This is a genomic window from Streptomyces winkii, assembly GCF_032248595.1.
GTDB lineage: Bacteria > Actinomycetota > Actinomycetes > Streptomycetales > Streptomycetaceae > Streptomyces > Streptomyces winkii.
The window spans coordinates 789,187-811,277 of record NZ_JASTTH010000004.1; the positions used below are offsets into that span (position 1 = coordinate 789,187).

21 protein-coding genes are annotated in these 22,091 nt (G+C 71.2%); 9 read left to right on the forward strand and 12 right to left on the reverse strand.

What is annotated here, in order from left to right:
* Positions 1 to 82 precede the first annotated feature (82 nt).
* The 5 genes from QQM67_RS15540 to QQM67_RS15560 all read right to left on the reverse strand — a co-directional run bounded on the left by QQM67_RS15540 (position 83) and on the right by QQM67_RS15560 (position 4,745).
* Positions 83 to 868, reverse strand: coding sequence for a class I SAM-dependent methyltransferase (locus tag QQM67_RS15540; RefSeq protein WP_314174417.1), 786 nt, complete (start codon positions 866 to 868; stop codon positions 83 to 85).
* An 8-nt stretch (positions 869 to 876) separates the two neighbouring features.
* Positions 877 to 1,410, reverse strand: coding sequence for a GNAT family N-acetyltransferase (locus QQM67_RS15545; protein WP_314174418.1), 534 nt, complete (start codon positions 1,408 to 1,410; stop codon positions 877 to 879).
* 204 nt (positions 1,411 to 1,614) lie between these two features.
* Entirely contained in the window at positions 1,615 to 2,265 is a 651-nt protein-coding gene (locus QQM67_RS15550) for a bifunctional 4-hydroxy-2-oxoglutarate aldolase/2-dehydro-3-deoxy-phosphogluconate aldolase (protein ID WP_314174419.1), read from the reverse strand.
* A gap of 168 nt (positions 2,266 to 2,433) precedes the next feature.
* On the reverse strand, positions 2,434 to 3,363 hold the full coding sequence (locus tag QQM67_RS15555) for a sugar kinase (protein WP_314174420.1): 930 nt from the start codon (positions 3,361 to 3,363) through the stop codon (positions 2,434 to 2,436).
* 107 nt (positions 3,364 to 3,470) lie between these two features.
* Positions 3,471 to 4,745, reverse strand: coding sequence for an ROK family transcriptional regulator (locus QQM67_RS15560; protein WP_314174505.1), 1,275 nt, complete (start codon positions 4,743 to 4,745; stop codon positions 3,471 to 3,473).
* A gap of 138 nt (positions 4,746 to 4,883) precedes the next feature.
* On the opposite strand from QQM67_RS15560, the gene QQM67_RS15565 reads away from it, so the two are divergent.
* From QQM67_RS15565 to QQM67_RS15585, 5 genes are all read left to right on the forward strand, one after another.
* On the forward strand, positions 4,884 to 6,203 hold the full coding sequence (locus QQM67_RS15565; RefSeq protein ID WP_314174421.1) for an ABC transporter substrate-binding protein: 1,320 nt from the start codon (positions 4,884 to 4,886) through the stop codon (positions 6,201 to 6,203).
* A 9-nt stretch (positions 6,204 to 6,212) separates the two neighbouring features.
* The gene (locus tag QQM67_RS15570) at positions 6,213 to 7,229 is read left to right on the forward strand and encodes a carbohydrate ABC transporter permease (protein ID WP_314174422.1); all 1,017 of its coding nucleotides are present in this window, start codon (positions 6,213 to 6,215) and stop codon (positions 7,227 to 7,229) included.
* A complete protein-coding gene (locus QQM67_RS15575; protein ID WP_314174423.1) occupies positions 7,222 to 8,226 on the forward strand; it encodes a carbohydrate ABC transporter permease in 1,005 nt (334 codons plus the stop codon). The genes QQM67_RS15570 and QQM67_RS15575 overlap by 8 nt, the downstream gene beginning before the upstream one ends.
* A gap of 289 nt (positions 8,227 to 8,515) precedes the next feature.
* A complete protein-coding gene (locus tag QQM67_RS15580) occupies positions 8,516 to 9,904 on the forward strand; it encodes a GH1 family beta-glucosidase (RefSeq protein ID WP_314174424.1) in 1,389 nt (462 codons plus the stop codon).
* Between the two features lie 134 nt (positions 9,905 to 10,038).
* Positions 10,039 to 11,529 (forward strand): glycoside hydrolase family 30 protein, encoded by a 1,491-nt coding sequence (locus QQM67_RS15585; RefSeq protein WP_314174425.1) that lies wholly within the window; start codon positions 10,039 to 10,041, stop codon positions 11,527 to 11,529.
* A gap of 95 nt (positions 11,530 to 11,624) precedes the next feature.
* On the opposite strand, the gene QQM67_RS15590 is transcribed toward QQM67_RS15585, so the two are convergent.
* Both QQM67_RS15590 and QQM67_RS15595 read right to left on the reverse strand, forming a co-directional pair.
* The gene (locus tag QQM67_RS15590; protein ID WP_314174426.1) at positions 11,625 to 12,053 is read right to left on the reverse strand and encodes a ribonuclease domain-containing protein; all 429 of its coding nucleotides are present in this window, start codon (positions 12,051 to 12,053) and stop codon (positions 11,625 to 11,627) included.
* Positions 12,054 to 12,185: 132 nt separating this feature from the next.
* Entirely contained in the window at positions 12,186 to 12,665 is a 480-nt protein-coding gene (locus QQM67_RS15595) for an SsgA family sporulation/cell division regulator (protein ID WP_314174427.1), read from the reverse strand.
* Between the two features lie 691 nt (positions 12,666 to 13,356).
* On the opposite strand from QQM67_RS15595, the gene QQM67_RS15600 reads away from it, so the two are divergent.
* Together QQM67_RS15600 and QQM67_RS15605 are read left to right on the forward strand one after the other, a co-directional pair.
* Complete coding sequence (locus tag QQM67_RS15600; protein ID WP_314174428.1) at positions 13,357 to 14,022, forward strand: ANTAR domain-containing protein; 666 nt, start codon at positions 13,357 to 13,359, stop codon at positions 14,020 to 14,022.
* A gap of 81 nt (positions 14,023 to 14,103) precedes the next feature.
* Positions 14,104 to 14,874, forward strand: a complete 771-nt coding sequence (locus QQM67_RS15605) for a GAF and ANTAR domain-containing protein (protein WP_314174429.1) — start codon at positions 14,104 to 14,106, stop codon at positions 14,872 to 14,874.
* A gap of 8 nt (positions 14,875 to 14,882) precedes the next feature.
* On the opposite strand, the gene alc is transcribed toward QQM67_RS15605, so the two are convergent.
* Both alc and allB read right to left on the reverse strand, forming a co-directional pair.
* The gene (gene alc / locus QQM67_RS15610; protein WP_314174430.1) at positions 14,883 to 16,013 is read right to left on the reverse strand and encodes an allantoicase; all 1,131 of its coding nucleotides are present in this window, start codon (positions 16,011 to 16,013) and stop codon (positions 14,883 to 14,885) included.
* Complete coding sequence (gene allB / locus QQM67_RS15615) at positions 16,010 to 17,332, reverse strand: allantoinase AllB (protein ID WP_399066812.1); 1,323 nt, start codon at positions 17,330 to 17,332, stop codon at positions 16,010 to 16,012. The genes alc and allB overlap by 4 nt, the downstream gene beginning before the upstream one ends.
* 268 nt (positions 17,333 to 17,600) lie before the next feature.
* Between allB and QQM67_RS15620 the strand changes: the two genes are divergently transcribed.
* A complete protein-coding gene (locus QQM67_RS15620) occupies positions 17,601 to 18,431 on the forward strand; it encodes an IclR family transcriptional regulator (RefSeq protein WP_314174432.1) in 831 nt (276 codons plus the stop codon).
* A 165-nt stretch (positions 18,432 to 18,596) separates the two neighbouring features.
* Here QQM67_RS15620 and QQM67_RS15625 read toward each other — a convergent pair whose 3' ends face one another.
* From QQM67_RS15625 to QQM67_RS15635, 3 genes are all read right to left on the reverse strand, one after another.
* Positions 18,597 to 19,184, reverse strand: coding sequence for a cellulose binding domain-containing protein (locus QQM67_RS15625; RefSeq protein ID WP_314174433.1), 588 nt, complete (start codon positions 19,182 to 19,184; stop codon positions 18,597 to 18,599).
* 53 nt (positions 19,185 to 19,237) lie between these two features.
* Positions 19,238 to 20,641, reverse strand: coding sequence for a DUF1996 domain-containing protein (locus QQM67_RS15630; RefSeq protein WP_314174434.1), 1,404 nt, complete (start codon positions 20,639 to 20,641; stop codon positions 19,238 to 19,240).
* 193 nt (positions 20,642 to 20,834) lie between these two features.
* Positions 20,835 to 21,170 (reverse strand): DUF5955 family protein, encoded by a 336-nt coding sequence (locus QQM67_RS15635; protein ID WP_399066757.1) that lies wholly within the window; start codon positions 21,168 to 21,170, stop codon positions 20,835 to 20,837.
* A 271-nt stretch (positions 21,171 to 21,441) separates the two neighbouring features.
* On the opposite strand from QQM67_RS15635, the gene QQM67_RS15640 reads away from it, so the two are divergent.
* Entirely contained in the window at positions 21,442 to 22,077 is a 636-nt protein-coding gene (locus tag QQM67_RS15640; RefSeq protein WP_314174436.1) for a nucleotidyltransferase family protein, read from the forward strand.
* The last annotated feature ends 14 nt before the right edge of the window (positions 22,078 to 22,091 follow it).

Sequence of the window (22,091 nt, forward strand, 5' to 3'; positions counted from 1 at the left end):
GAGCGTACCGGGACGGGGTGAGCACGGGCGAAACGATTTCGGGGCAGAAGGGAAGCCGCGCGGTCGGCTCCGAGGACACCCCCTAGTCGCCCGCGGTGGCGAGGAGTTGGAAGATCTTCGCCGTGTGCGGATAGGGATGGCGGTTCGTCATCGCCAGCTCCAGCGCCTCCAGCGCGGCGAAGAACTCCGGGTCGTGCTTGCGCGCGTCGTCCGTGATGTGGTCGTTGACGTTGCGGATGCCGCAGTGCTCGATGCCGGTGCAGCCCGCCTCGGCGAGCAGCGGCGTGATCTCCTCGGCCGTGTGGAGGGTCAGTTCGGAGTCGAAGGTCTCGCCGTGGGACGTACGCCGGTCCAGGGCGTCGAGCGCCGCCACCGGATCGAGCGAGCGCACGGCGAGGCCGAGAGGCGCGGCGTGCCGGTTGACCGCCATGACGGAGAGCAACCCGCCGCCCCGTACGTGGGAGGCCGCCGTGCGGACCGCGAGCGCCGGATCGGCCACGTACTGGAGAAGGTTGTGGCACAGCACGACGTCGTAGCGCTCGCCGGAGACGGACGCGGGCAGCTCGAAGACGTCCGCCTCGACGGTGCGCAGGCGGTCGCCCGCCCCGGCCTGCCGCGCCCGTTCGCGCGCGGCGGCGAGCATGCCCGGGGAGAAGTCCGCGATGGTGACGTGGTGTCCGCGCCGCAGCAGCCGCACGGCGTCACCGCCGTCGGCGCCCGCGAGGTCCAGCACCCGCAGGGGCCCGGGGCCGAGCCCGGCCAGCCGCCGCTGAAGGTTGAACTCGGCGAGTGTGTACCGCAGTCGGCCCCACGGGCTCTCCTGCCACGCCCGCCACGAATCCAGGGCGGCGTCGAACGAGCCACGCATCGACCGGGTCAGGGCTGGGTCTCCCGGACGGCGATCGCGTCAGCCGGCGTCAGGTCCTTGACCATGAACGTGCACGCGTCGGCCACCCGGTGGATGAGACCGGCACTGTCCTCGTACGACCCGAGGTCGAGGTACGGGGTCGAGGGGCGGTAGCCGAGCCTCTTGTAGAGGTCCTCGGTGCGCGGGTTGTTCTTCTCGACGCCCACGCCGATGCTGAACCGGCCCCGCCCGAGGACGAGTTGCTCGGCCGCGTGGATGAGGGCGGCGCCCACGGTCTGGGAGCGGAGCGTCTCCGGCCAGAGCCCGAGGCCGCTGATCTCGGAGCACGTGGGGTGCACGGCCCTCACCTCCGGTGCCTGGCAGCCCTCCCACAGGACCTCGCAGCTGCCGACGGGCAGTCCGTCGCGCCATGCGACGAGGAGGGTGCTGAGGCCGTCCCGGTGCCGGACGAAGCGCGAGGCGTGGTCGAAGGCAGCACCGGGGCAGGGCATGTGCTCGTCGAGCAATGCCACGTCCTCTTCCCGGCACTCCCTGATTTTCATTGCGCACAGACTAGATTCCTCATGTGCCGGTGAGGTGGGGGTTCCGGAGGCATGTGAGGCGGAACATGCGGCTCCTCGACGGCGATGCCTCCTCGGCCTCTCCACGCCCGTGTCTCCTCGCCGTCTCCACGGCGCTGCCTGATCGCCGTCTTCTCGCCAACTGCGCGCCGCGGACCGTCGGTCGGTGCCCGCGCCGGTGAACCGTCAGCGCCCGCGTCTGCCGGACGGCACGGGCACCGCCTCCTCCAGCCGCTGCAACAGCGCCGTGACGCGCTTGGCGACCGCCTCCCTGTCTCCCTCCGCGAGCGCCGAGCCCATTCCGCAGGCGACGGCTCCGGCGGCGATCCACTCCGGGGCGTTCTTGACGGTGACGCCTCCGGTGGGCAGCAGCGGCGCCTGCGGCAGCGCCGCCCGTACGTCCTTGAGCCAGCCCGGATCGTGCCCGGAGGCCGGGAAGAGCTTGAGGGCGTCCGCACCGAGCTCCAGTGCGCGCACCATCTCGGTGGGCGTGGCGACCCCGGGGAAGACGGGCACCCCGTAACGGTGGCCGGTGCTGATGACCTCCGCGTCCAGCGCGGGCGAGACGAGGAAGCGGGCGCCGGCGTCGACGGCGGCGCGGGCGGCGGAGGCGTCCAGGACCGTGCCGGCACCGATGACGCAGTCCTCTCCGGTCTCGCGGCCCAGCGTGGCGATGGCGTCCAGTGCGTACGGCGTGGTCAGCGAGATCTCCAGGCTCGTGATGCCCGCCCCGAGGAGGGTGTCCGCCGTGGCCGTGACGCGCTCGTAGCTGTCGCTGCGGACGATGGCGAAGACACGCTGCTCAAGGGCGGTACGGGTGATCTCCCATCGGTACACGGCAGTCGCCGCCTCTCTTCTCGTCCCCTGGCCGGGCCGGGCGGACGGCCGCCGTGGGGCCCCCTCCCGCTTCCGGCCTCCTGTGATGCGCTCTTCTTGGGCTGGTTGCCTGTCTGGCCGCTGATACTCGGGACTCCCGCCGTGCCGTACGGAAGCGTCTGCCCGCGCTCAGCGGTGTACGGAGTCGGCCCCCTCGAGGAAGCCCGCCAGCGCCCGGTCCCTGGTGTGCGCCGTGGGCAGCCCGTCGGTGTCGCCCGGCGCCTGGACGACCAGTGCCGCGACGCACGCCGCCTCGGCCAGGGCGACCTCGGCCTTCTGGCCGCGCAGCCATGCGGAGAGCCAGCCCGCCGCGAACGCGTCTCCCGCGCCCACCGGGTCGCACACCGGGACGTCGAAGGGCTCCTGGGTGCACTCGCCGTCCCGCGAGAGGGCCGCGGAGGAGTGGTCGCGCCGCTTGACGACGACGGTGCGGGCCCGGCCCATCGTCAGCAGCGCCTTCGACGTCTCCTCGGCGCCGCCGCCCAGCAGCAGCTCCAGCTCGTCCTCCCCCGCGATGACGAGGTCGGCCTCGCGCAGCAGCGGGCCCACCGTGCGGATCCACTCGTGCTCGGAGCCGAGCTTGCGCCGCACGTTCGGATCGAAGGAGACCGCGGCGCCGACCTGTCGGGCGCGCTCGATCAGTGCCCAAGTGGCCTGCGCCGCCGGCTCCGAGAGCATGGGCGTGATGCCGGTGACGTGCACGACCCGGGCTCCTTCGAGCATCTCCAGGCGGATCTGGTCCGGCGAGAGGAGCGAGGCGGCGGAGCCCGCGCGGTAGTACTGCACGTCGATCACGCGCTGTGCGTGGCTGTCGCGCAGCAGCAGGCCGGTGGGCGCCTGGGGGTCCATCTCGGCGCCGGAGACGTCGACTCCGTCCGCGCGCAGCTCACGCAGCACGGCCTCGCCCGCGGGGTCGTCGCCGACGCGGCCGATCCAGCGGGCCCAGTGGCCGAGACGCGCGAGGCCCTGCGCGACGTTGGACTCGGCGCCGGCGACGGAGCGCCGGAAGGAGACGGCACGGTCCAGCGGCATGCCCGGCTCGGCGAGCATGAGCAGCATCGCCTCACCGCACGTAATGGCCTCCGGTCCGTTTACCACCGATTTCCCCCTAGAAGTCTCCCCACATCTGCCACCATGGCATCACTCTCTGTGGAGACGTTACCCGTTCACACGGACAATGCCACCCCTGGGGGCGGACTTCCTCCCGCGTCGAGGAACCGGCGCAGCGGCAGCGTGGCCGCGCCGACGGTCACAGCGTCCGGGCCGAGCCTGCACAGTTCGACGGCCGTACGGGCCGCCGGGTACCGGAGAGCGTACGCGTCCGTCGCGGCCCGCACAGCGGGAAGGAGTTGTGGGCCCAGCAACAGTCCGGCCCAGCCGCCGATCACTATCCGTTCCGGGTTGAAGAGGTTCACCAGGTCGGCGATGCCGGCCCCGAGGTACTCGGCGGTCCCGGCCAGCACCGCCGCCGCGATCCGCGCCCGCGTGCCCTCGCCCCGCGCCGTCGCCAGTAGTTCGGCCAGGGCCGACTCCTCGTCGTCGCTGCCCGGCCGGCCGCCGGCCTCGCGCCAGCGGTCGATCACGGCCGCGGCGCCTACGTACGCCTCCAGGCAGCCGCGCGCCCCGCAGCGGCAGCGGCGGCCGCCCACGGTGAGCACGGTGTGGCCCCACTCGCCCGCACCGCTGGACGCGCCGCCGTACGGCTCGCCGCCGGTGACCACGCACGCGCCGACGCCGGAGCCGATCAGCGCGATCACGGCGTCCCGGGCTCCGCGGCCCGCGCCGAACCACATCTCGGCCTGGCCGAGGGTCTTCGCACCGTTGTCGATGTGGAGCGGCGCGCGGTTCCCCTCGGCATGGGGCCCGCCCTCCGGCAGCCCGGCGGAGTCGCGCAGCATGGCCTCCAGCGGGACGGCGTCCCAGCCGATGGTCTGGCCGTGCACCACGGCTCCCCCGGGTGTGCGGCGCTCCACGATGCCGGGGACGCCCACGCCGACGCCGAGCAGCGGCCCCGTGGAGGGGCCGACCCGGGCCAGCACCGTGGCGAGGCCCTTCTCGATGAGCCGGACGACGAGGCTCGCGTCGTGCCCGCCGTCGTCCAACGGCTGCTCGCTGCGGGCCACTTCGGTGAGCATCAGGTCGAACAGCTCGACGCGCACCCGCGTTTCGCCGACGTCGACGCCGACGAGGCAGGCACTGCCGGGGGCCACGCGCAGCAACGTACGGGGGCGGCCGCCGTCGGAGCCGACGGAGCCGGCCTCCTCCAGGACGCCCTCCGCGAGGAGTTCGGTGACGACATTGCTTATCGACCCGGAGCTGAGCCCCGTCGCCGGGCCCAACTCCTGTCTGCTGAGGGGGCCTTCGAAATACAGCCGGCGGAGCACGGCCGCGCGGTTGCTCCGCCGCAGGTCGCGCACAGTTCGCCTGTCGTATCCGCCCATGAGCCGCCCTCCCATGTCAATCTACCTCTGTCAGAAGTCTTGACGCCCCCTTCTCTCACTACTTAACTCACGGCGTGAAATTAATGGTTCGGACCATTCAGGGTCCGAACGCAGGAGCCTCGGGGAGGGGCCGTCGCCATGCGCAGAAGCCGGGCACGCAACGCAGTCACCGTCACAGCCGTCGCCGCACTCACCGCCGTCACCGCCGCCTGCGGTGGCGGCAGCACGACGAACGGCGAGGGCAGCAACGACAAGCCGAAGGAGCTGACGTACTGGGCCAGCAACCAGGGCACCAGCATCGCCCACGACAAGCGCGTGCTCACCCCGGAGCTCAAGCGCTTCGAGAAGCAGACCGGGATCAAGGTCAAGCTCGAAGTCATCCCGTGGGACAGCCTGTTGGACCGCATCCTGGCCGCCACGTCCTCCGGCCAGGGCCCGGACGTGCTGAACATCGGCAACACCTGGTCCGCCTCGCTCCAGGCGACGGGCGCGCTGCTGCCCTGGGACGACGCGCACATGGCGAAGGTCGGCGGCGCGAAGCGCTTCACGCCGTCCGCGCTGGCCGCGGCCGGGGCGCCGCAGAAGGACCCGGCGGCCCTGCCGCTCTACTCGCTCGCCTACGGCCTCTACTACAACAAGAAGATGTTCAAGGACGCCGGGATCGATGAACCCCCGGCCACCTGGGACGAGTTGGTGAAGGACGGCAAGAAGCTCACGGGCGACGGCAAGTACGGGATCGCCGTCGAGGGCGGCGACCCGGTCGAGAACTCGCACCACGCCTTCATCCTCGGCAAGCAGCACGGCGCCGACTTCTTCGACCCCTCCGGCAAGCCGAACTTCGACTCGCCCGGTGCGGTCAAGGCCGTCAAGCAGTACGTCGACCTGGTGGCCGCCGAGAAGATCGCACCGCCCGGCAACGCCGAGTACGCAAAGCGCGAGTCGGTGCGCGACTTCGCCACGGGCAAGGCCGCCATGCTGATGTGGCAGGCCGCGGCGACCGGGCTGAAGTCCAACGGCATGAAGCCCGACGAGTACGGCGTCGCACCGATACCCGTGCAGACGCCCGGCTCGGGCGAGAAGGGCACGAGGTCGATGGTCGCGGGCATCAACCTGGCCGTCTTCAAGAACACCGACAACATCGACGGCGCGATGAAGTTCGCGAAGTTCATGACGTCGGACAAGGAGCAGCGCACCCTCAACGAGGCCTACGGATCGATACCTCCGGTGAAGTCGGCGCAGTCCGACAAGGCCTTCGACACCCCCGACTTGAAGGTGCTGCGCGAGGTCCTCACCACCTCCTCCGCACCGCTCCCGCAGGTCAAGGACGAGTCGAAGTTCGAGACGCTCGTCGGCAACGCCACGAAGGACCTCTTCGCCGACGCCGCGGCCGGACGCAAGGTGACCTCCGCGACGGTCGAGAAGGAACTGTCCGCAGCACAGCAGCAGATGCGGAAGTAAGTCCGGCCGATGACGACTCTCAGCCCCCCACCACCCGGAACATCCCGCCCGGCTCCCGCCGCGGACGGCCCGGCCGGCGCCGCACCCTCACGCCCCCGGCGCAGGCGCATCCTCCCCGACCGCCTGCGCCGGGCCGGACTGCCGTATCTCCTGCTGCTGCCGGCCCTGGTCCTCGAACTCCTCATCCACCTCGCGCCGATGGCCGTGGGCGTGGTGATGAGCTTCAAGGAGCTGACGCAGGAGTACATCCGCAACTGGGGCGCGGCGCCGTGGACGGGCGCGGAGAACTTCCGCATCGCCGTCGACGTCGACGCCCCCGTCGGCGAAGCCCTGTTGCACTCGTTCCTCGTCACCTGCGCCTTCACCGTGCTGGCGGTCTCGCTGGCCTGGCTGCTCGGCGTCACCGCGGCGATCCTGATGCAGGAGTCCTTCCGGGGACGAGGAGTGCTGCGGGCGCTGTTCCTGACGCCCTACGCGCTGCCCGTCTACACCGCCGTCATCACCTGGTCCTTCCTGCTCCAGCGCGACGGCGGCATGGTCAACCACGTCATACACGACCAGTTGGGCCTCACCGACTCCGAACCGTTCTGGCTCATCGGCGACAACAGCTTCGCCGCCCTGGTCGTCGTCGCCGTGTGGCGCACATGGCCGTTCGCGTTCCTCATCCTGATGGCCGCGCTCCAGAACATCCCCCGGGAGCTGTACGAGGCGGCACAGGTGGACGGCGCCGGCATGCGGCAGCAGATCCGCCGGATCACGCTGCCCTCGCTGCGCCCCGTCAACCAGGTGCTGGTGCTGGTGCTGTTCCTGTGGACGTTCAACGACTTCAACGTGCCGTACATCCTCTTCGGCAAGTCGGCGCCCGAGGCGGCGGACCTGATCTCGATCCACATCTACCAATCGTCGTTCGTCACCTGGGACTTCGGCTCCGGCTCGGCCATGTCCGTGCTGCTGCTGCTCTTCCTGCTCGTGGTGACGGGCGTCTATCTGCTGGCGACCGGCACGGGGAGGAAGCGCGATGTCTGAGGCGACGGCGACCGCCCCCGCGGGCGGGACGGCGAACGGGGGCGCGGGCGGCTCGGCGAGCGGCACCGCACAGAAGCCCAACAGGCCCTTCCTGGCGGTGACTTCGCTCGCCGGTTCCCGGAAGGGCGGCCGGTCCGGCGTGCGCGCGGCCTCCCCGACGGCGCCGCCCCCGTCCTTCATCTGGACGCGGCGCATCGTGCTGACGCTGCTCACGATCTTCGCGGCGACGCCGCTGCTGGTGATGGTGAGCAGTTCGCTCAAGCCGCTTCAGGACGTCACGGACCGCTTCCGGTGGATACCGAGCGGCCTGACGATCAGTCCGTACGTGGACATCTGGAGCACGGTTCCGCTCGCGGACTACTTCCTCAACTCGCTGATCGTGGCGGGCGCGGCGACCGGCTGCTCGGTGCTCATCGCCACCTTCGCGGCGTACGCCGTCAGCCGCTACCGCTTCCGCGGCAAGCGCCTGTTCACGGTCACGATCCTCTCGACGCAGATGTTCCCCGGCATCCTCTTCCTGCTGCCGCTCTTCCTGATCTTCGTCAACCTCGGCAACGCGACGGGCATCGCGCTGTACGGCTCGCGCGGGGCGCTCATCGTCACCTACCTCACCTTCACCCTGCCCTTCTCCATCTGGATGCTGATCGGCTACTTCGACTCGATCCCGCGCGACCTGGACGAGGCGGCGCTCACCGACGGCTGCGGGCCGCTCGGCGCGCTGATGCGGGTCGTGGTGCCGGCCGCGGTCCCCGGCATCGTCGCCGTCGCCGTCTACTCGTTCATGACGGCGTGGGGCGAGGTCCTCTTCGCGTCCGTCATGACGAACGAGACCACCCGCACCCTCGCGATCGGGCTCCAGGGGTACGCGACGCAGACGCAGGTCTACTGGAACCAGGTCATGGCGGCCTCGCTCGTCGCGAGCGTGCCCATCGTCGCCGGGTTCCTGCTGCTCCAGCGCTATCTCGTCACCGGGCTCACGGCGGGCGCCGTGAAGTGAGCGGACCCGCCCCCGGCTGATCCCACGACCACACAACTGAACCGCACGACCGCACGACCCCCACGAGCCCGCGCGCCGGCCGTGAACGGCACGGAGCACGGCGGGCGTTCCGCCCGCCCGTGCCGTCACGGCCCGCGCCGGAGCCCGACCGCGCCCGCAGACGCCACCGCCCTGTCCCGCCACGCCACCCCACCAGTCCGTCACGCCCGTCCTCCACGCCGCGGGCCCACAGGTCCGTCACGCCCTGAGCAGCCCGTCACACCAGTCCAGTCCGTACGAAAGGAAGTCCGTGTCCGAAGCGAGCGAAGCCTCCACCGCCCCCGCAGCGTCGCTGCACGCCCTGCCCGCCGATTTCCTCTGGGGCGTGGCCACCGCCTCGTACCAGATCGAGGGCGCCGCCTTCGAGGACGGCCGCGGCCCGTCCATCTGGGACACCTTCTGCCGCGTCCCCGGGGCGGTCGCGAACGGCGACAACGGCGACGTCGCCTGCGACCACTACCACCGCTGGCGCGAGGACATCGCCCTGATGAAGCAACTGGGCGTGGACGCCTACCGGTTCTCCGTCGCCTGGCCGCGCGTCGTGCCCGACGGCAGCGGCGAGACCAACGAGGCGGGACTGGCCTTCTACGACCGGCTCACCGACGCCCTCCTGGAGGAGGGCATCACGCCCTTCCCCACGCTCTACCACTGGGACCTGCCGCAGGCGCTCCAGGACCGCGGCGGCTGGCCCGCGCGCGCGACCGCCGAGCACTTCGCCGCGTACGCCTCGGTGGTGGCCGAGCGGCTCGGCGACCGCGTCAAGCACTGGGCGACCCTCAACGAGCCGCTGTGCTCCGCGTGGATCGGCCATCTAGAGGGCCACATGGCGCCCGGCCTGACAGACATCGAAGCGGCGGTGCGCGCCTCGTACCACCTGCACCTCGGCCACGGGCTCGCTGTGCAGGCGATCCGGGCTCAGGTGCCCGACGCGCAGGTGGGAATCGTCAACAACCTGACCCACTGCGAGCCCGCGTCCGACAGGGACGCCGACGTCGCCGCCGCACGCCGCGCCGACGGGCACACCAACCGCTGGTGGATGGATCCGCTGCACGGCCGCGGCTACCCGCAGGACATGCTGGAGCTGTACGGGGTCGAACTCCCCGAGCAGCCGGGCGACTTGAACACGATCGCCGAGCCGCTGGACTGGCTGGGCCTGAACTACTACTTCCGCAGCCTCGTCGCCGACGAGCCCGGCGGCTCCGTCCCGCGCGCCCGCCAGGTCGTACCGGCCGGCGCCCGTCGCACCCACATGGACTGGGAGGTGCACCCGCCGGGCCTGACCAAGACCCTGGTGCGGATGACCGAGGACTACGGGGCCCGATGCCTGTACGTCACGGAGAACGGCTCCGCCTACCCGGACGTGGTGGGGACGGACGGCCAGGTCCACGACCCGGAGCGCGTCCGCTACCTCGACGAGCACCTGGCCGCCTGCGTGGCGGCGGTCGACCGGGGCGTGCCGCTCGCCGGCTACTTCGCCTGGTCCCTGATGGACAACTTCGAGTGGGCCTACGGCTACGACAAGCGCTTCGGGCTCGTCCACGTCGACTACGCGACGCAGCGGCGGACGGTCAAGAGCAGCGGGCACCGGTACGCGGACATCGTCCGCAGGCACCGCCGCCGCTCACGCCGCGCGGCGTGAGCGCGTACCACCCGGAACCCGCGATACCGGAGCCCGCGACACCGGAACACGCAACACCGGGACGGGGCCCGCCGGTTCACTCCGGCGTCCCCGCAACCCGCCCCACACCCCACACCCGACGAAGGAGCCGCACCGTGACACACAGACGGAGACTCGCCGCATCGGCGACCGCATTCGCGCTGCTCGCAGGCGCCAACGTGCTGGCGGGCCAGGCCGCCCAGGCGGACGGCGACGGCTCCCCCGGCGCCGCCGGGAGGACGGCGGCCGCGAACGCCGCGGCCGCCGCGGCCGCCGCGGACACGGCCCAGGTGTGGGTGACGACCGCCGACGGCGGCAAGCGCCTGGAGCGCGGCGAGGACGTCTCCTTCGACGGCAGCAAGCAGGACATCGACATCGCCGTCGACGCGTCCGCGCAGGGGCAGCAGTTCACCGGCGCCGGCGCCTCCGTCACCGAGGCGTCGGCACGTCTGATGAGCGGGCTGCCGGACGGCGAGCGCGAGAAGCTGATGCGGAGCCTGTTCTCCGCGGACGGCGACGGCATCGGCCTCGACTATCTGCGCCAGCCCCTCGGCGGCTCCGACTTCGTCGCCGAACTCCCCTACTACAGCTACGAGGACGAGCAGGGCTCCTTCTCCGTCGACCGCGACAAGAAGGAGATCCTTCCGCTGCTCCGCGAGGCCCTCGGCGTCAATTCCGGCATCCGCGTGATGGGCACGCCCTGGTCGGCGCCGGCCTGGATGAAGGAGGGCGGCAAGCTGGAGGGCGGGAAGCTGAAGCCCGGGAACTACGACGCGTACGCGGACTACCTCGTCAAGGCACTCAAGGCGTACGCCGACGAGGGCGTCACCGTGCACGACCTGACGGCGCAGAACGAGCCGCTGTTCGAGACCACGTATCCGTCGATGGGGATGTCCGCCGCCGAGCAGGCGGAGTTCCTGCGAGTGCTCGACGCCAAGCTGACCTCGGCCGGCCTGGACACGGAGCTCTTCGCCTACGACCACAACTGGGACAAGCCCGAGTACCCGCTCGAAGTCCTGGAGAAGACGAAGGACATCGGCCGCGTCCAGGGCGCCGCCTTCCACTGCTACGGCGGTGAGCCCGAGGCCCAGCAGCAGGTGCGGGACGCGGGCAGCCGGGTCTTCTTCACCGAGTGCTCCGGCACGGACAGCGACGACCCGTCGCACACCTTCGCCGACAGCCTGAAGTGGCAGACGGAGAACCTGGTCGTGCGCAGCCTGCGCTCCGGCGCCGAGACCGTCGTGCTGTGGAACATGGCGCTCGACGCGAACGGCGGCCCGCACTTCGGCAATTGCGGCACGAGGTGCAACGGCGTCGTGGAGATCGACGGCGGCAAGGTCGGGAAGAACGCCGAGTACTACTCGCTCGGCCACATTTCCAAGTTCGTGGACCGCGGTGCTCACCGCATCGGCTCGACGACCCAGCAGCCGGGCGGAGTCGAGGACGTGGTCTTCGAGAACCCGGACGGTTCCCGCGCGGCCGTCGTCCTCAACTCCGCGGAGTCCGCACGGAAGTTCTCCGTCACGGAGTCCGGTCGCTCGCTGGCGTACGAGCTGCCGGCGGGCGCCGTCGCGACCTTCACCTGGCCCGCGGCACCCGCCGGCTGAACGGCAGCCGGCCGGACGGCCGCCGGCTGACGCCGCCGCTGACCGTCACGGCCGCACATCCCGGTCCATGCGGGCCGTGCGGCCGTGACGACGCGTCAGCAGCTGAAGTCGACCTTGTCGAACGACTCGTAGTGGTCCTCGGTGAAGTAGTCCTCCTGCTTCTCCTCACCGGTCACGATGCGCTTGGCTCCGCGGTCGGGAGAGCCCGGCGTCTCCACCGTGTACTCGTGGTAGTAGCCGGACTCCTGGTCGGGGAGGATTCCTTCACGGTTGTCGAAGACGGTCCCGTCCTGGGGGTACGGGTAGGGGCCGCCCTTGTCGATGAGATCGAGGGTGTCGTGGGCCTCCTTCGGCAGCTTCGACTCGCAGATCTTGCCGACGTCCGCGGGCGCGGGCGCGGCCGGAGCCGAGGCCTTCGGGGCGTCCGCCGTCGCCTGGGCGATCGCGGCCGGGCCGCCGACGAGGAGGGTCAGGGACAGGGCACTGAGGGCGCTGATGCGCGCGATTCGTGGGGGGAATCTCATGCATTCCATGCTGACGCGCGTAGATGACATGTCAACGCCAAGTGAAGGATTTTTCCCCGGAGTTCACGAGCCGTCAGCTCCGGCCGGCCTTTCCGAGCCAGGTCAGAGGGGCAGCCGTGGCCGACCCTCGTCTCATCCGTCCGGCCCCGCTCCGTGCAGCAGGTACCGCGACAGCGCGTCCACATCGACGAATTGCGCCTCGCGCCCGGGCGGGACGAGCCGATGGGTGCGCTTCAGCCACCGCGCGAGGATGCCCGACGGCATCTCCACCAGCGCGTGACCCTCACGTGACGCCAGGGACAGACAGCACACCGCCCTTTCGCGGACCGGCCACACCAGCACGTCCCCCTCGCCCGTCGGCCCGTCCATCCCGGCCGCCAGCAGCTCGCGGGCGAAGATCCAGCGCACCGGCTCATGCATGCCCAGATCGAAGACGACGTCCACGGCGTAGGGGTCGTTCGTGCAGTAGGCGAAACGGGCCGTGATCGGCACCGACACTTCCGAGGACAAGCGCAGGAAGAGTTCCAACTCGTCCTCCACGCCCACGGCTTGGGGACCGTCCGCGCTGCCGGCTGGTGTCTTGTCGTGCGGTTCTTCACCGGGGGTGATCATGGTGTTGCATCCTCATCTGACCTGCGTCTCCCGGCCGCTGGGACCACGGTGCGGCACCTCACGGCACAAGGACGGTCACGGATCGTGAAGTAGCGCGACCTGGGTGTGCCCTGCCGTTCTTCGTCCCTGGGGAGAGACGGACCGCAGAGTGCGACGCTGAAGCGGGCAGTGACGGCCTTGGAAGGGGAGCCCAGTTCGGGGATCCGGCTCGTCCGGGGCGCAACGGCCGCAATGCGGCGGGCATTGGTGAGGAGGACCTGGTTGCGGCGGCCCCGCCTCTGATGGAGCCGAGACGGAAGACGCACACGCACTGCCGGATCGTGCCGTAGCGGCACCTGCGTCAAGGGAAGGCTTCGTGCGGATACCGTCGGGTCCGGGACGGTACCGGGGATACTAACCGTCCGTCTCCTCCCGGGTACAGTCTGCGGCGTGCACTCTTGCTTTTTTCCGCCTTATCTGGATTCATCTCCGGCACCGGACCGCCCAGGAGTGCCGGAGGTCTAAGCTGGACCAGGCTCACTGGACCGTTCCGCCGCCGGCTGACGGCTGGAGGCGGCGCACAGCAGCACCGCGCCGAATGAGAACCCGGATCGCGCGGGAACCGTTGTCCGGCAAGCCGCCCCAGGCGGACCCGGACCAAGGAGGTCCGGGATGACGCTCCGCTAGGACGTCGGCACAGAGACGAGCAACAGTGGCCAGTGAGCGCATGGCGGCAGTCTTGGCGCGGATCACCTCGAACGGCAGCCTGACCGGCGTGCTCGGTGAGCAGGCGGCAACCGTCGCGGGTGTCAGCGGCCTCGGCGCGATCCTGACCACGACGGCCGGAACAGCCGAGAGCATCTGGTCGACCGGGGAGACCAACACAGCTTTGGGAAACCTCCAGTTGACACTGGGAGAGGGTCCCTCCGTCGACGCCGCACGGCACGGCGTCCTGGTCCTCGAACCGGACCTCGCCGATGCGCCGATGACGCGCTGGCCGGCCTTCGCCGGTGCCGCCTGCGAGCTCGGGGTACGCGCGCTGTTCGCGTTCCCGCTGCGGATCGGGGCGATCGGTCTCGGTGTGCTGGAACTCCACCGTGATGCCCCGGGTTCGATGAGCACCGGTGAGATCAGCGATGTACTGGTCCTCGCGGACGCGCTGACCTCACGTCTGCTACGGCTGTCTCTCGACGGCGAGTTCGTCGTCCTGCGCAGCGCGGTGCATCAGGCCACCGGGATGATCGCCGCACAACTGGGCATCAGCCTGGACGAGGCGCTGGTCCGCTTGCGGGGCCACGCGTTCGGCAGCAACCGTCCGATCGACGAAGTCGCCGCGGATGTCGTGGCGCACCGTCTGGACTTCACCGACTGCCTATGACGAATCCCACCCACACCCTGCCAAAGTACAATGGCGGCTTTACTGCCCGGCAGCGGGCGGGCGACTGGAGGAAGACGCACGATGCGTGAACAACAACTGGTCGCGGTGTTCGTGGAGTTGGCTGACACGCTCGTCGACGACTTCGACGTCATAGATTTCCTGCACACCCTGGCCCACCGCTGTGTGGAACTGCTCGACGTGCAGGCAGCCGGAATCATGCTCGGCGACCAGCACGGCCGGCTGCGGTCGGCCGCGGCCTCCTCGGAGCACGCCCGGCTCCTCGATCTGTTCGAATCACAGACCGAGACCGGCCCCAGCGTGGACTGCTTCCGCAGCGGACAGCCACTGATCAACACCGATCTCGACAACCCGCGCTGGCCGCACCTCAACGATGCCGCAAGCGAGGCCGGCTTCTCCTCGCTGCACGCACTCCCGCTGCGTCTGCGCGGCGAGATCATCGGCGTCCTGAATCTCTTCCAGAGCGAACCGAGCACGCTGAGCGACTCCGACAGGCACGTCGGTCAGGCCCTGGCGGACATCTCCACCATCAGCATCCTGTCCCAGCGCAGTCTCCGGGAGGGCGAGGTCCTCGCAGGCCAGCTGCAGAACGCCCTGACCAGCAGAATCACGATCGAGCAGGCCAAGGGGGTCCTGTCCACGCGGCTGGGGATGCCGATGGACGAGGCGTTCACCGTGATCCGGGATCACGCACGAGCCCACCACGAGCGGCTGTCCGCCGTCGCCCGCCGGATCGCCGAGGGTGACGAAGCGCTCTTCGCCGCGCTGGCCGGCGACCGTGCGTCAGAGCAGCCGGCCACGGACCCCACCGCGCCGCCGCCCGGCGCGAGCTGAGCCGGAGTTCACGGACCGCCAGCCGACCTCTGGTGCCGTTCACGGAGGTCACGCGCGCCCTCTGACGTCAGCGAGCCGTACAGCCGGAGCCGGGCGATGCCGCCGTCGGGGAAGATGTCGAGCCGTACATGGGTCACGGGCGGAGCGTCGGTGAGCACGAAACGGTGCACGGTGTCCGGCTGGAGCCTTGTGCGCGGCAGCAGTTCGAGCCAATCGCCCTCCGCGCCGTCCCTGCCCCGAAGCGCGGCCCAGCCCGCGGCGTTGCCCTTCAGGCAGCCGGTGTCGATCTCGACGGCACGGACGGCGGACTGGGCGGTCAGGGCGTAGCGGATCCAGTCGTTGCCGTCGTCCCGGCGCCGCCGCGTCTCCCAGCCGTCGTCCATACGGCGTGAACGGCCGGGCAGGATCGTGTTGTTGGGCGGCGAGTAGAACCGGTCGGACGCGTCCTGCACGGCGCCTCCGTTCTCCAGGGCGACGACGTCGAAGGTGCCCAGGGCCGCCAGCCACTCGGGATCGGGGACGACTTCGCCGTACACCCGCAGCCGCGCGACGCCGCCGTCGGGGTGCTGGTTGAGACGCAGATGCGTGAAGCGGCGGCCGCTGTCGACGGTGAAGCCGTTGGCCGCGTGGCCGCCGATCGCGGTCCGCGGGACGAGGGGCGTCCACTCGGTGCCGTCCGCGAGCAGTTCCCCGGCCGAGGGAGCCCCCGGCACGCAGGCGGCGTCGACCGAGACGGCGTGCGGGTAGTTGCCGCGGAAGTGGGCGGTGTCGACGACGATTCCGCGCACGACGCCGGGCGCTCCGAGCCGCACGAGGGCCCAGTCGTGGTCGTCCGCGGCGGGGTGCGGCGCGGCCGCCCCGGTGCCCCGCCGGCGGCGGGTCTCCCAGCCGTCCATGATCTTGCCCTTGTGGCCGAAGCGTTCGGGGTCGAACTCGGCGCGGCCCGGCTCCAGGAGGTTCTCGCGCTCCGCGAAGAACTCGTCGTTGGCGGCGAGGACTCCGGCTCCGAGACGGCGGTCGGCGAGATCGGGAAGGTGGGTGAAGGGGAGTTCGGCGGTGCGGTAGTCGGCGTAGGGGTCGCCGCCGCCGTAAGGGCTCGCGTCACCGGTGAAGCGCGCGACGTGCTCTGCTGCCGTCATGCCGTGGGCCTCTCGATCAGTCGTCCGGTCTGCTGGAGCGGTCGGCCGCCCTCGCTGATCTGCCGCCCGCGCAGCCAGGTCGCCCGTACCACGCCGTGCAGCGTGCGCCCCGCGTACGCGGTGACCTGGTTGCGGTGGTGCAGCTTCGCCGGGTCGACGGTGAAGGACTCCTCGGGAGCGAGGACGGCGAAGTCCGCGTCGTAGCCCGGCGCGACGGCGCCCTTGCGCCCCTCCAGGCCCGCGAGCCGGGCGGGCCCCGCGGCCATCCAGCGCACGACGTCGTCGAGCGTGTGCCCTCGGGCGCGGGCCTCGGACCACACGGCGGGCAGGCCGAGCTGGAGCGAGGAGATGCCGCCCCACGCCGTGCCGAAGTCGCCGTCCTTGAGGTCGGCGGTGCAGGGCGAGTGGTCGGAGACCACGCAGTCCACGGTGCCCTCGGCCAGGGCCTGCCACAGGGCGTCCTGGTTGGCCCGCTCGCGGATGGGCGGACAGCACTTGAACTCCGTCGCACCGTCCGGGACTTCCTCGGCGGCGAGGGTGAGGAAGTGCGGGCAGGTCTCCACGGTGAGCGCCACGCCCTCGCCGCGGGCCCGCGCGATCGCGGGCAGCGCCTCCGCGGAGGACAGGTGCAGCACGTGCACGCGCGCGTCCAGCTTGCGGGCCAGCGCGATGAGGAGGCCGATCGCGTCGTTCTCCGCCGCGGGCGGCCGGGAGGCGAGGAAGTCCGCGTAGGCGGGCCCGCCCTTCTGCGGCGCCGCGGCCAGATGCGCCGGGTCCTCCGCGTGGACGATGAGCAGCCCGCCGAATCCGGCGATCTCGGCGAGCGCCGACTCCAGCCGCTCCGGGTCGAGTTCGGGGAACTCCTCGACGCCCGACGGCGAGAGGAAGCACTTGAAGCCGAAGACTCCCGCCTCGTGGAGCGGACGCAGGTCCGCCACGTTGCCGGGGACGGCGCCGCCCCAGAACCCGGTGTCGATGTGGGCCTGCCCTCGGGCCGACTCCTGCTTCGTACGGAGGTGGGCGACGGTGGTGGTCGGTGGCAGCGAGTTCAGCGGCATGTCGAGCAGCGTCGTGATGCCGCCCGCGGCGGCCGCGCGGGTCGCGGTCGAGAAGCCCTCCCATGCGCTGCGGCCGGGATCGTTGACGTGGACGTGGGTGTCGACGAGGCCGGGGAGCAGCGCGTCGTCGCCCACGTCGACCACCCGTGCCCCGTCCGGAACCGGTGCGTCGTACGCACCGACGTGAGCGATCCTGCCGTCCGCGACGCCCACCGACGCGGGCCGCGTACCCTCGGGTGTGACGACGCGCGACGAGCGCATCACGAGTTGGACGCCGGGCACTCGACCACCCTCCTCTTCGGCTCCACTTCGAGCCGTGCCTTCAACATTCTGTTGAGGTCAGATCCTCTGGGCAGATCCCCCGCCCCGTCAAGACGTTGGCCATGGCGGATTCCGCAAAATGGAACTACCATTCCAGCATGCAGAATTCTCCGGGCGATTCCGCCGGGAGACCGGCAGGGTGAGCGTCCCGGGGGCCGGTGAATCCGTGCCGGTAGCATGCGCCCCACCCGCAGGAAAGGAATGCGACGTGCCGTCGTCCGACCGGCGAAATGCCGCCACCGCCGATCCCGCCGCCGGCGCCGCCACGGGTTCCTCGGGCGGCGTCCAGTCCCTTGAGCGCGCCTTCGATCTGCTGGAGCGGATGGCCGACGCGGGCGGCGAGGTCGGTCTGAGCGAGCTCTCCGGCAGCAGCGGGCTGCCCCTGCCGACCATCCACCGCCTGATGCGCACCCTCGTGGCCTGCGGCTACGTACGCCAGCACCCCAACCGGCGCTATGCGCTGGGCCCGCGCCTCATCCGCCTCGGCGAGAGCTCGTCGCGGCTGCTGGGGACGTGGGCGCGTCCGCACCTCGCGAGGCTGGTCGAGGAGACCGGTGAGACCGCCAACATGGCGCTTCTCGACGGCGACGAGGTGGTCTATGTGGCGCAGGTGCCCTCGCGCCACTCGATGCGGATGTTCACCGAGGTCGGCCGGCGCGTGCTGCCGCACTCCACGGGCGTCGGCAAGGCGCTGCTCGCGGGAAGCCCGCCCGAGGAGGTGCGCGCGGTGCTCGCCCGTACGGGGATGCCCGCGGCGACCGAGCGGACCATCACCACGCCGGACGACTTCCTCGCGGCGCTGGAACACGTCCGCGAGGTGGGCTACGCGATGGACGACAACGAGCAGGAGCTGGGGGTGCGCTGCATCGCCGTCTCGGTGCCCGACTCGCCCACCGCGGCGGCGATTTCGATCTCCGGGCCCGCGGGGCGGGTCACGGAGGCGGCCACGGACAAGTTCGTACCGCTGATGCACGAGGTCGCGGAGCAGCTCTCGAAGGCGCTCGCGAGCACGGACGGCAACGGCGGCACGGGCCGCTGACGGACGCTCCGGCACTCTCCCCTTCCCCGACCGCGGTACTGCGGCACTGCGGTACTGGCGCACCCCAGCACCCCGAACCCGGGCTCACGGGCGCCGGGTTCGGGGGCAGGTGGGGCCGCCGCCTCAGAGGTCGCACTTCAGAGGGCGGGCCTCACAGAGCGGGCCTCACAGGGCGCGGCAGGTCAGACGCGGAGCCGGAGTCGCGCAGCCCGTGGCCTGGAGGCCGAACGTGGTCTCCCCACCCGCCGGGATCTCCGCGCTGCCGCTGCCGTCGCGTACGGTGACGGCGCTTCCGGAGTCCCGTATGCGGGCGTTCCAGCCCTTGACCGTCCGCTGCCTGCCGGGCCACTTCCAGGCGACCTCCCAGCCGCGGACGGGCACTTCGGCCCGGTTGACGATCCTGACCGTGGCGTCGAATCCCTCCCGGGTGCGGGAGCGCCAGGCGTCGGCGTGCCAGACGGCCCTGCAACTACGGCCCCGGGCGTCGCCGTCCCGGCCTGACGGCGAACCGCCGGAGCCCACCGCCGACGGCGGCAGCGGCAGCCTGGCGTCCGGCACGGACCGGGCGTCCACGGACTCGTACTGCCCGAACGGCCAAGCGCCCGCCAGCCGGAGGACCACGGTCATCCCCAGCAGCACCACGGCGAGAGCGACGACCGTGCCCGCCGGGACGGCTCGTGCGGCCCGTACAGCCCGTAGGGCTGAGACCCGGCCCGCGGCGACCCGGGACTCCTCGTGATCGTCGATGCTCAACAGCCCCCTTCTCGGCGGCAATCACATGACAACGGTGGGAATCAGGGGGCCCGTCAGCCGCACCGGCGACCGGAGTTGATGCAGTCCACGGCTTCCTTCATGAGGTCGTCCTTCATCACGTTGATGAAGTCGCCGTGGTCGGTGACCGGCTTGTGCTTCTGCTCGGGGAAGGTGTCGACGGCGAAGTCGGGCGCCTCCGGAACGTCGTACGTCAGCCGCTCTGTCAGCTGCGGGACGGCCTTGAAGCCGCCGGGGCACGATCCGTCGGCCTTGGTGAACGCGACGTGCGAGCGGTGGTCGGCGCTGTCGGCGTTCCGGCCGTCCCAGCAGCTCTGGAAGAACGACGTCCGGACGACCTTGCTCCCCTCCGGGCAGATCGGGTACTTGTCCTTCAGCTGGACCTTCTCCTCGAACCCCGTGCAGGACCAGGAGGCGTTGGCGTTCGCGCCGCCGTTCGTGGAGGCCTTCGCGTCGCCGGTGATGATCCGCAGGAAGCGCGGCATGGCGACGACGTCGCTCTGGGCGTTCCCGCGGAACGTGATGTCCACGGAAGCGGGCTCGATGACGGCTCCGAGGTTTCCTTCGGCGCCGCCGCCCGGCTTGTCCGCGTCCGGGCCCTGCTTCGTACGGTCGCGGAGCACCGGCCAGTAGTAGGTGGACTGGTCTCCGTTGGTGCAGGTCGTCCCCTGGGCCGCGAGCGACTCGTCGGTGGAGTCGGCGTCGACCTGCTTGTTGCCGACGTAGTCGTGGGTGTGGTGCGCGCCGTTGCCCACGCCCGGAGCCACGATCACGTTGTCGGAGTTGTGCTGCCCGCCGGAGTTGGTGCCGCAGGCGGAGGTGAAGGTGCCGGTGGAGGCGTCCGCGCCTCGGCTGGGCTCCTCGACGTTGCCGGGCACCTTGGTGATGTCGACGAAGTCGCTCCTGACCGGGCCGCCGTCCCCGGCGTCGCCGCCCGCGCCGCCTCCGTGGCCGTGCTCCTGCCCGGCCTCTCCGGAGCCGCCTGCGGAACCGTCGCCCCCGGCCGCGAGCGCGCAGGGGGCGAGCGCGCCGAGGCCTTCGGGGCGGTCGGCGACGCGGCCGATCGCGATGGATATGCGCTCCAGCGTGGCGGTGCGCTTGTCCTTCAGCGGTTCGAGAACGGCGTTGCGCGGAAACTCCGGGCCGCCCTCGCCACGCGCCGAGGCGAGCCGGCTGTTCGCCTCGGCGATCTGGGTCTTCAGCTGCGCCAGTTCGCGGTCCACCTCGTCCTTCGCCTTCGCGGGGACGCCCTGGAGGCGGTCCTGGACGGAGGGGCAGTCGACCGTCTGCGCCGTACGGGAGGCGCCGGGCTCGGAGGCGCCGGACTCCCCGGCGTCGGCGCTGGAGCCTACGACCACGATTCCGCCGCCTCCCACCAGCAGCGCGACGACGGCGACGATGCCGTGGCGCTGGGCCCTGCTGCGTTTGTGAGCACGCACGATGAATCCTCACTTTCGCGTGTCGGCATACCGATGAGGCGGAGTGGTTCTCCGCGCTCTCATCGGTTCAACACGCTCGCGTGAAGGACTCACGACGAGCCATCGGTTCGGCCCCGGCGTCACGGGCGCGTAAGGACTCGGACAAATCCCTTACGTTCGCGGGCTGTCCGTTCCTCCGGCGGCGACCGTCCGTCTAGTTGACCCTGCGGAAGCCCGACGGCTCCCCGAAGAGTTCTATCGCGTTCCGCAGGCCCGAGAGCGCCGCGGACAGCGCACTCACCGAACCGACGGCCGCGACGATCTGAAGCAGCGAGTGGCGCAGCTGCTCCGCCGTGACCGCGCCCCCGGCGGCCTGGGCGTCGAGCGCGGCGAGTTCGTCCTCGGCGGCACGCCTGTCGCGCAACTGGGCGGGATGAGCGTCCAGTTCGGCCCGGAGACGGGCCACGGCAGCGCTCAGCCCGGCGACGCGCGGATCGTCCGCGCGGTGTGCCACAGGTATCGCACGCTGCCCCACAGCATCGCTTCGCACCACGGTTCTCCCCCACACAGAGATGGTGCCGTGCGCCTATCCCCCACAGGATGGAGCGCGACCGGCTCGCCCAAGTAAACGCCACTCTCCGCACATCGCGCCACACGGAGGGCGAAATTCGGGGCGTGCAGCGCCAAGTTCGCAACACCTTGCGCGACTCGTCACAATCGTGCGGTATGGAGGTGCCTCGCCACCGCTCGCCGGTCACCGACTCGGCAGCAGGCGAAGCAGGCGACTGCACACGGAAAGCCGAAGACGGAGAGAGGCCCGAATGACGACCGAGCGGGACGAGGCGCAGGACCGGGCCGCCCCCGTCGTGGCCGGGCTGCTGCTCGCGGCCGGCGGCGGGAGGCGTCTCGGCGGACGGCCCAAGGCGCTGCTGCCGCTCGCCGGAAGGCCGCTGGTGGAGCACGCCGTACGGACGCTGCGCGCGGGCGGCTGCGATCGCGTGCACGTGGTGCTGGGCGCGGCGGCCGGGCAGGTGCGGGCACGGGCCGAACTCTCGGGCTGCACCGTGCTGGACAACCCGTACTGGGAATCCGGCATGGGTTCGTCGCTGCGGACCGGGCTCGACTCCCTCACGGGTACGGGCACGGACGCGGCCCTCGTCCTCCTCGTCGACCAGCCGGGGGTCGGCGCGGCCGCGGTCGCCCGCGTGCGGGAGCTGTGCCGCTCCTCCGCCACGCTCGCTGCCGCGTCGTACGGCGGACGGCGCGGGCATCCCGTCCTCTTCGGGGCCGAGCACTGGGCGGCGATCGCCAAGGGCGCGGAGGGAGACGAGGGAGCGCGCCCCTATCTGCGTACGCGGGCGGATGAGATCGAACTGGTCGAGTGCGGCGACATCGCCGACCCGGCGGACATCGACACCCCGAAGGACCTCCAGCGGCTGAGACGGACGGGACCCTGAGACGTCCGAACCCT

Excerpts from the sequence above, each read along its gene's own strand:
- QQM67_RS15540 (WP_314174417.1), bottom strand. The coding sequence starts at position 868 with ATGCGTGGCTCGTTCGACGCCGCCCTGGATTCGTGGCGGGCGTGGCAG.
- QQM67_RS15545 (WP_314174418.1), bottom strand. The coding sequence starts at position 1,410 with ATGAAAATCAGGGAGTGCCGGGAAGAGGACGTGGCATTGCTCGACGAG.
- QQM67_RS15555 (WP_314174420.1), bottom strand. The coding sequence starts at position 3,363 with ATGCTGCTCATGCTCGCCGAGCCGGGCATGCCGCTGGACCGTGCCGTC.
- QQM67_RS15560 (WP_314174505.1), bottom strand. The coding sequence starts at position 4,745 with ATGGGCGGATACGACAGGCGAACTGTGCGCGACCTGCGGCGGAGCAAC.
- QQM67_RS15565 (WP_314174421.1), top strand. The coding sequence starts at position 4,884 with ATGCGCAGAAGCCGGGCACGCAACGCAGTCACCGTCACAGCCGTCGCC.
- QQM67_RS15570 (WP_314174422.1), top strand. The coding sequence starts at position 6,213 with ATGACGACTCTCAGCCCCCCACCACCCGGAACATCCCGCCCGGCTCCC.
- QQM67_RS15575 (WP_314174423.1), top strand. The coding sequence starts at position 7,222 with ATGTCTGAGGCGACGGCGACCGCCCCCGCGGGCGGGACGGCGAACGGG.
- QQM67_RS15590 (WP_314174426.1), bottom strand. The coding sequence starts at position 12,053 with ATGAGATTCCCCCCACGAATCGCGCGCATCAGCGCCCTCAGTGCCCTG.
- QQM67_RS15595 (WP_314174427.1), bottom strand. The coding sequence starts at position 12,665 with ATGATCACCCCCGGTGAAGAACCGCACGACAAGACACCAGCCGGCAGC.
- QQM67_RS15605 (WP_314174429.1), top strand. The coding sequence starts at position 14,104 with ATGCGTGAACAACAACTGGTCGCGGTGTTCGTGGAGTTGGCTGACACG.
- alc (WP_314174430.1), bottom strand. The coding sequence starts at position 16,013 with ATGACGGCAGCAGAGCACGTCGCGCGCTTCACCGGTGACGCGAGCCCT.
- allB (WP_399066812.1), bottom strand. The coding sequence starts at position 17,332 with ATGCGCTCGTCGCGCGTCGTCACACCCGAGGGTACGCGGCCCGCGTCG.
- QQM67_RS15640 (WP_314174436.1), top strand. The coding sequence starts at position 21,442 with ATGACGACCGAGCGGGACGAGGCGCAGGACCGGGCCGCCCCCGTCGTG.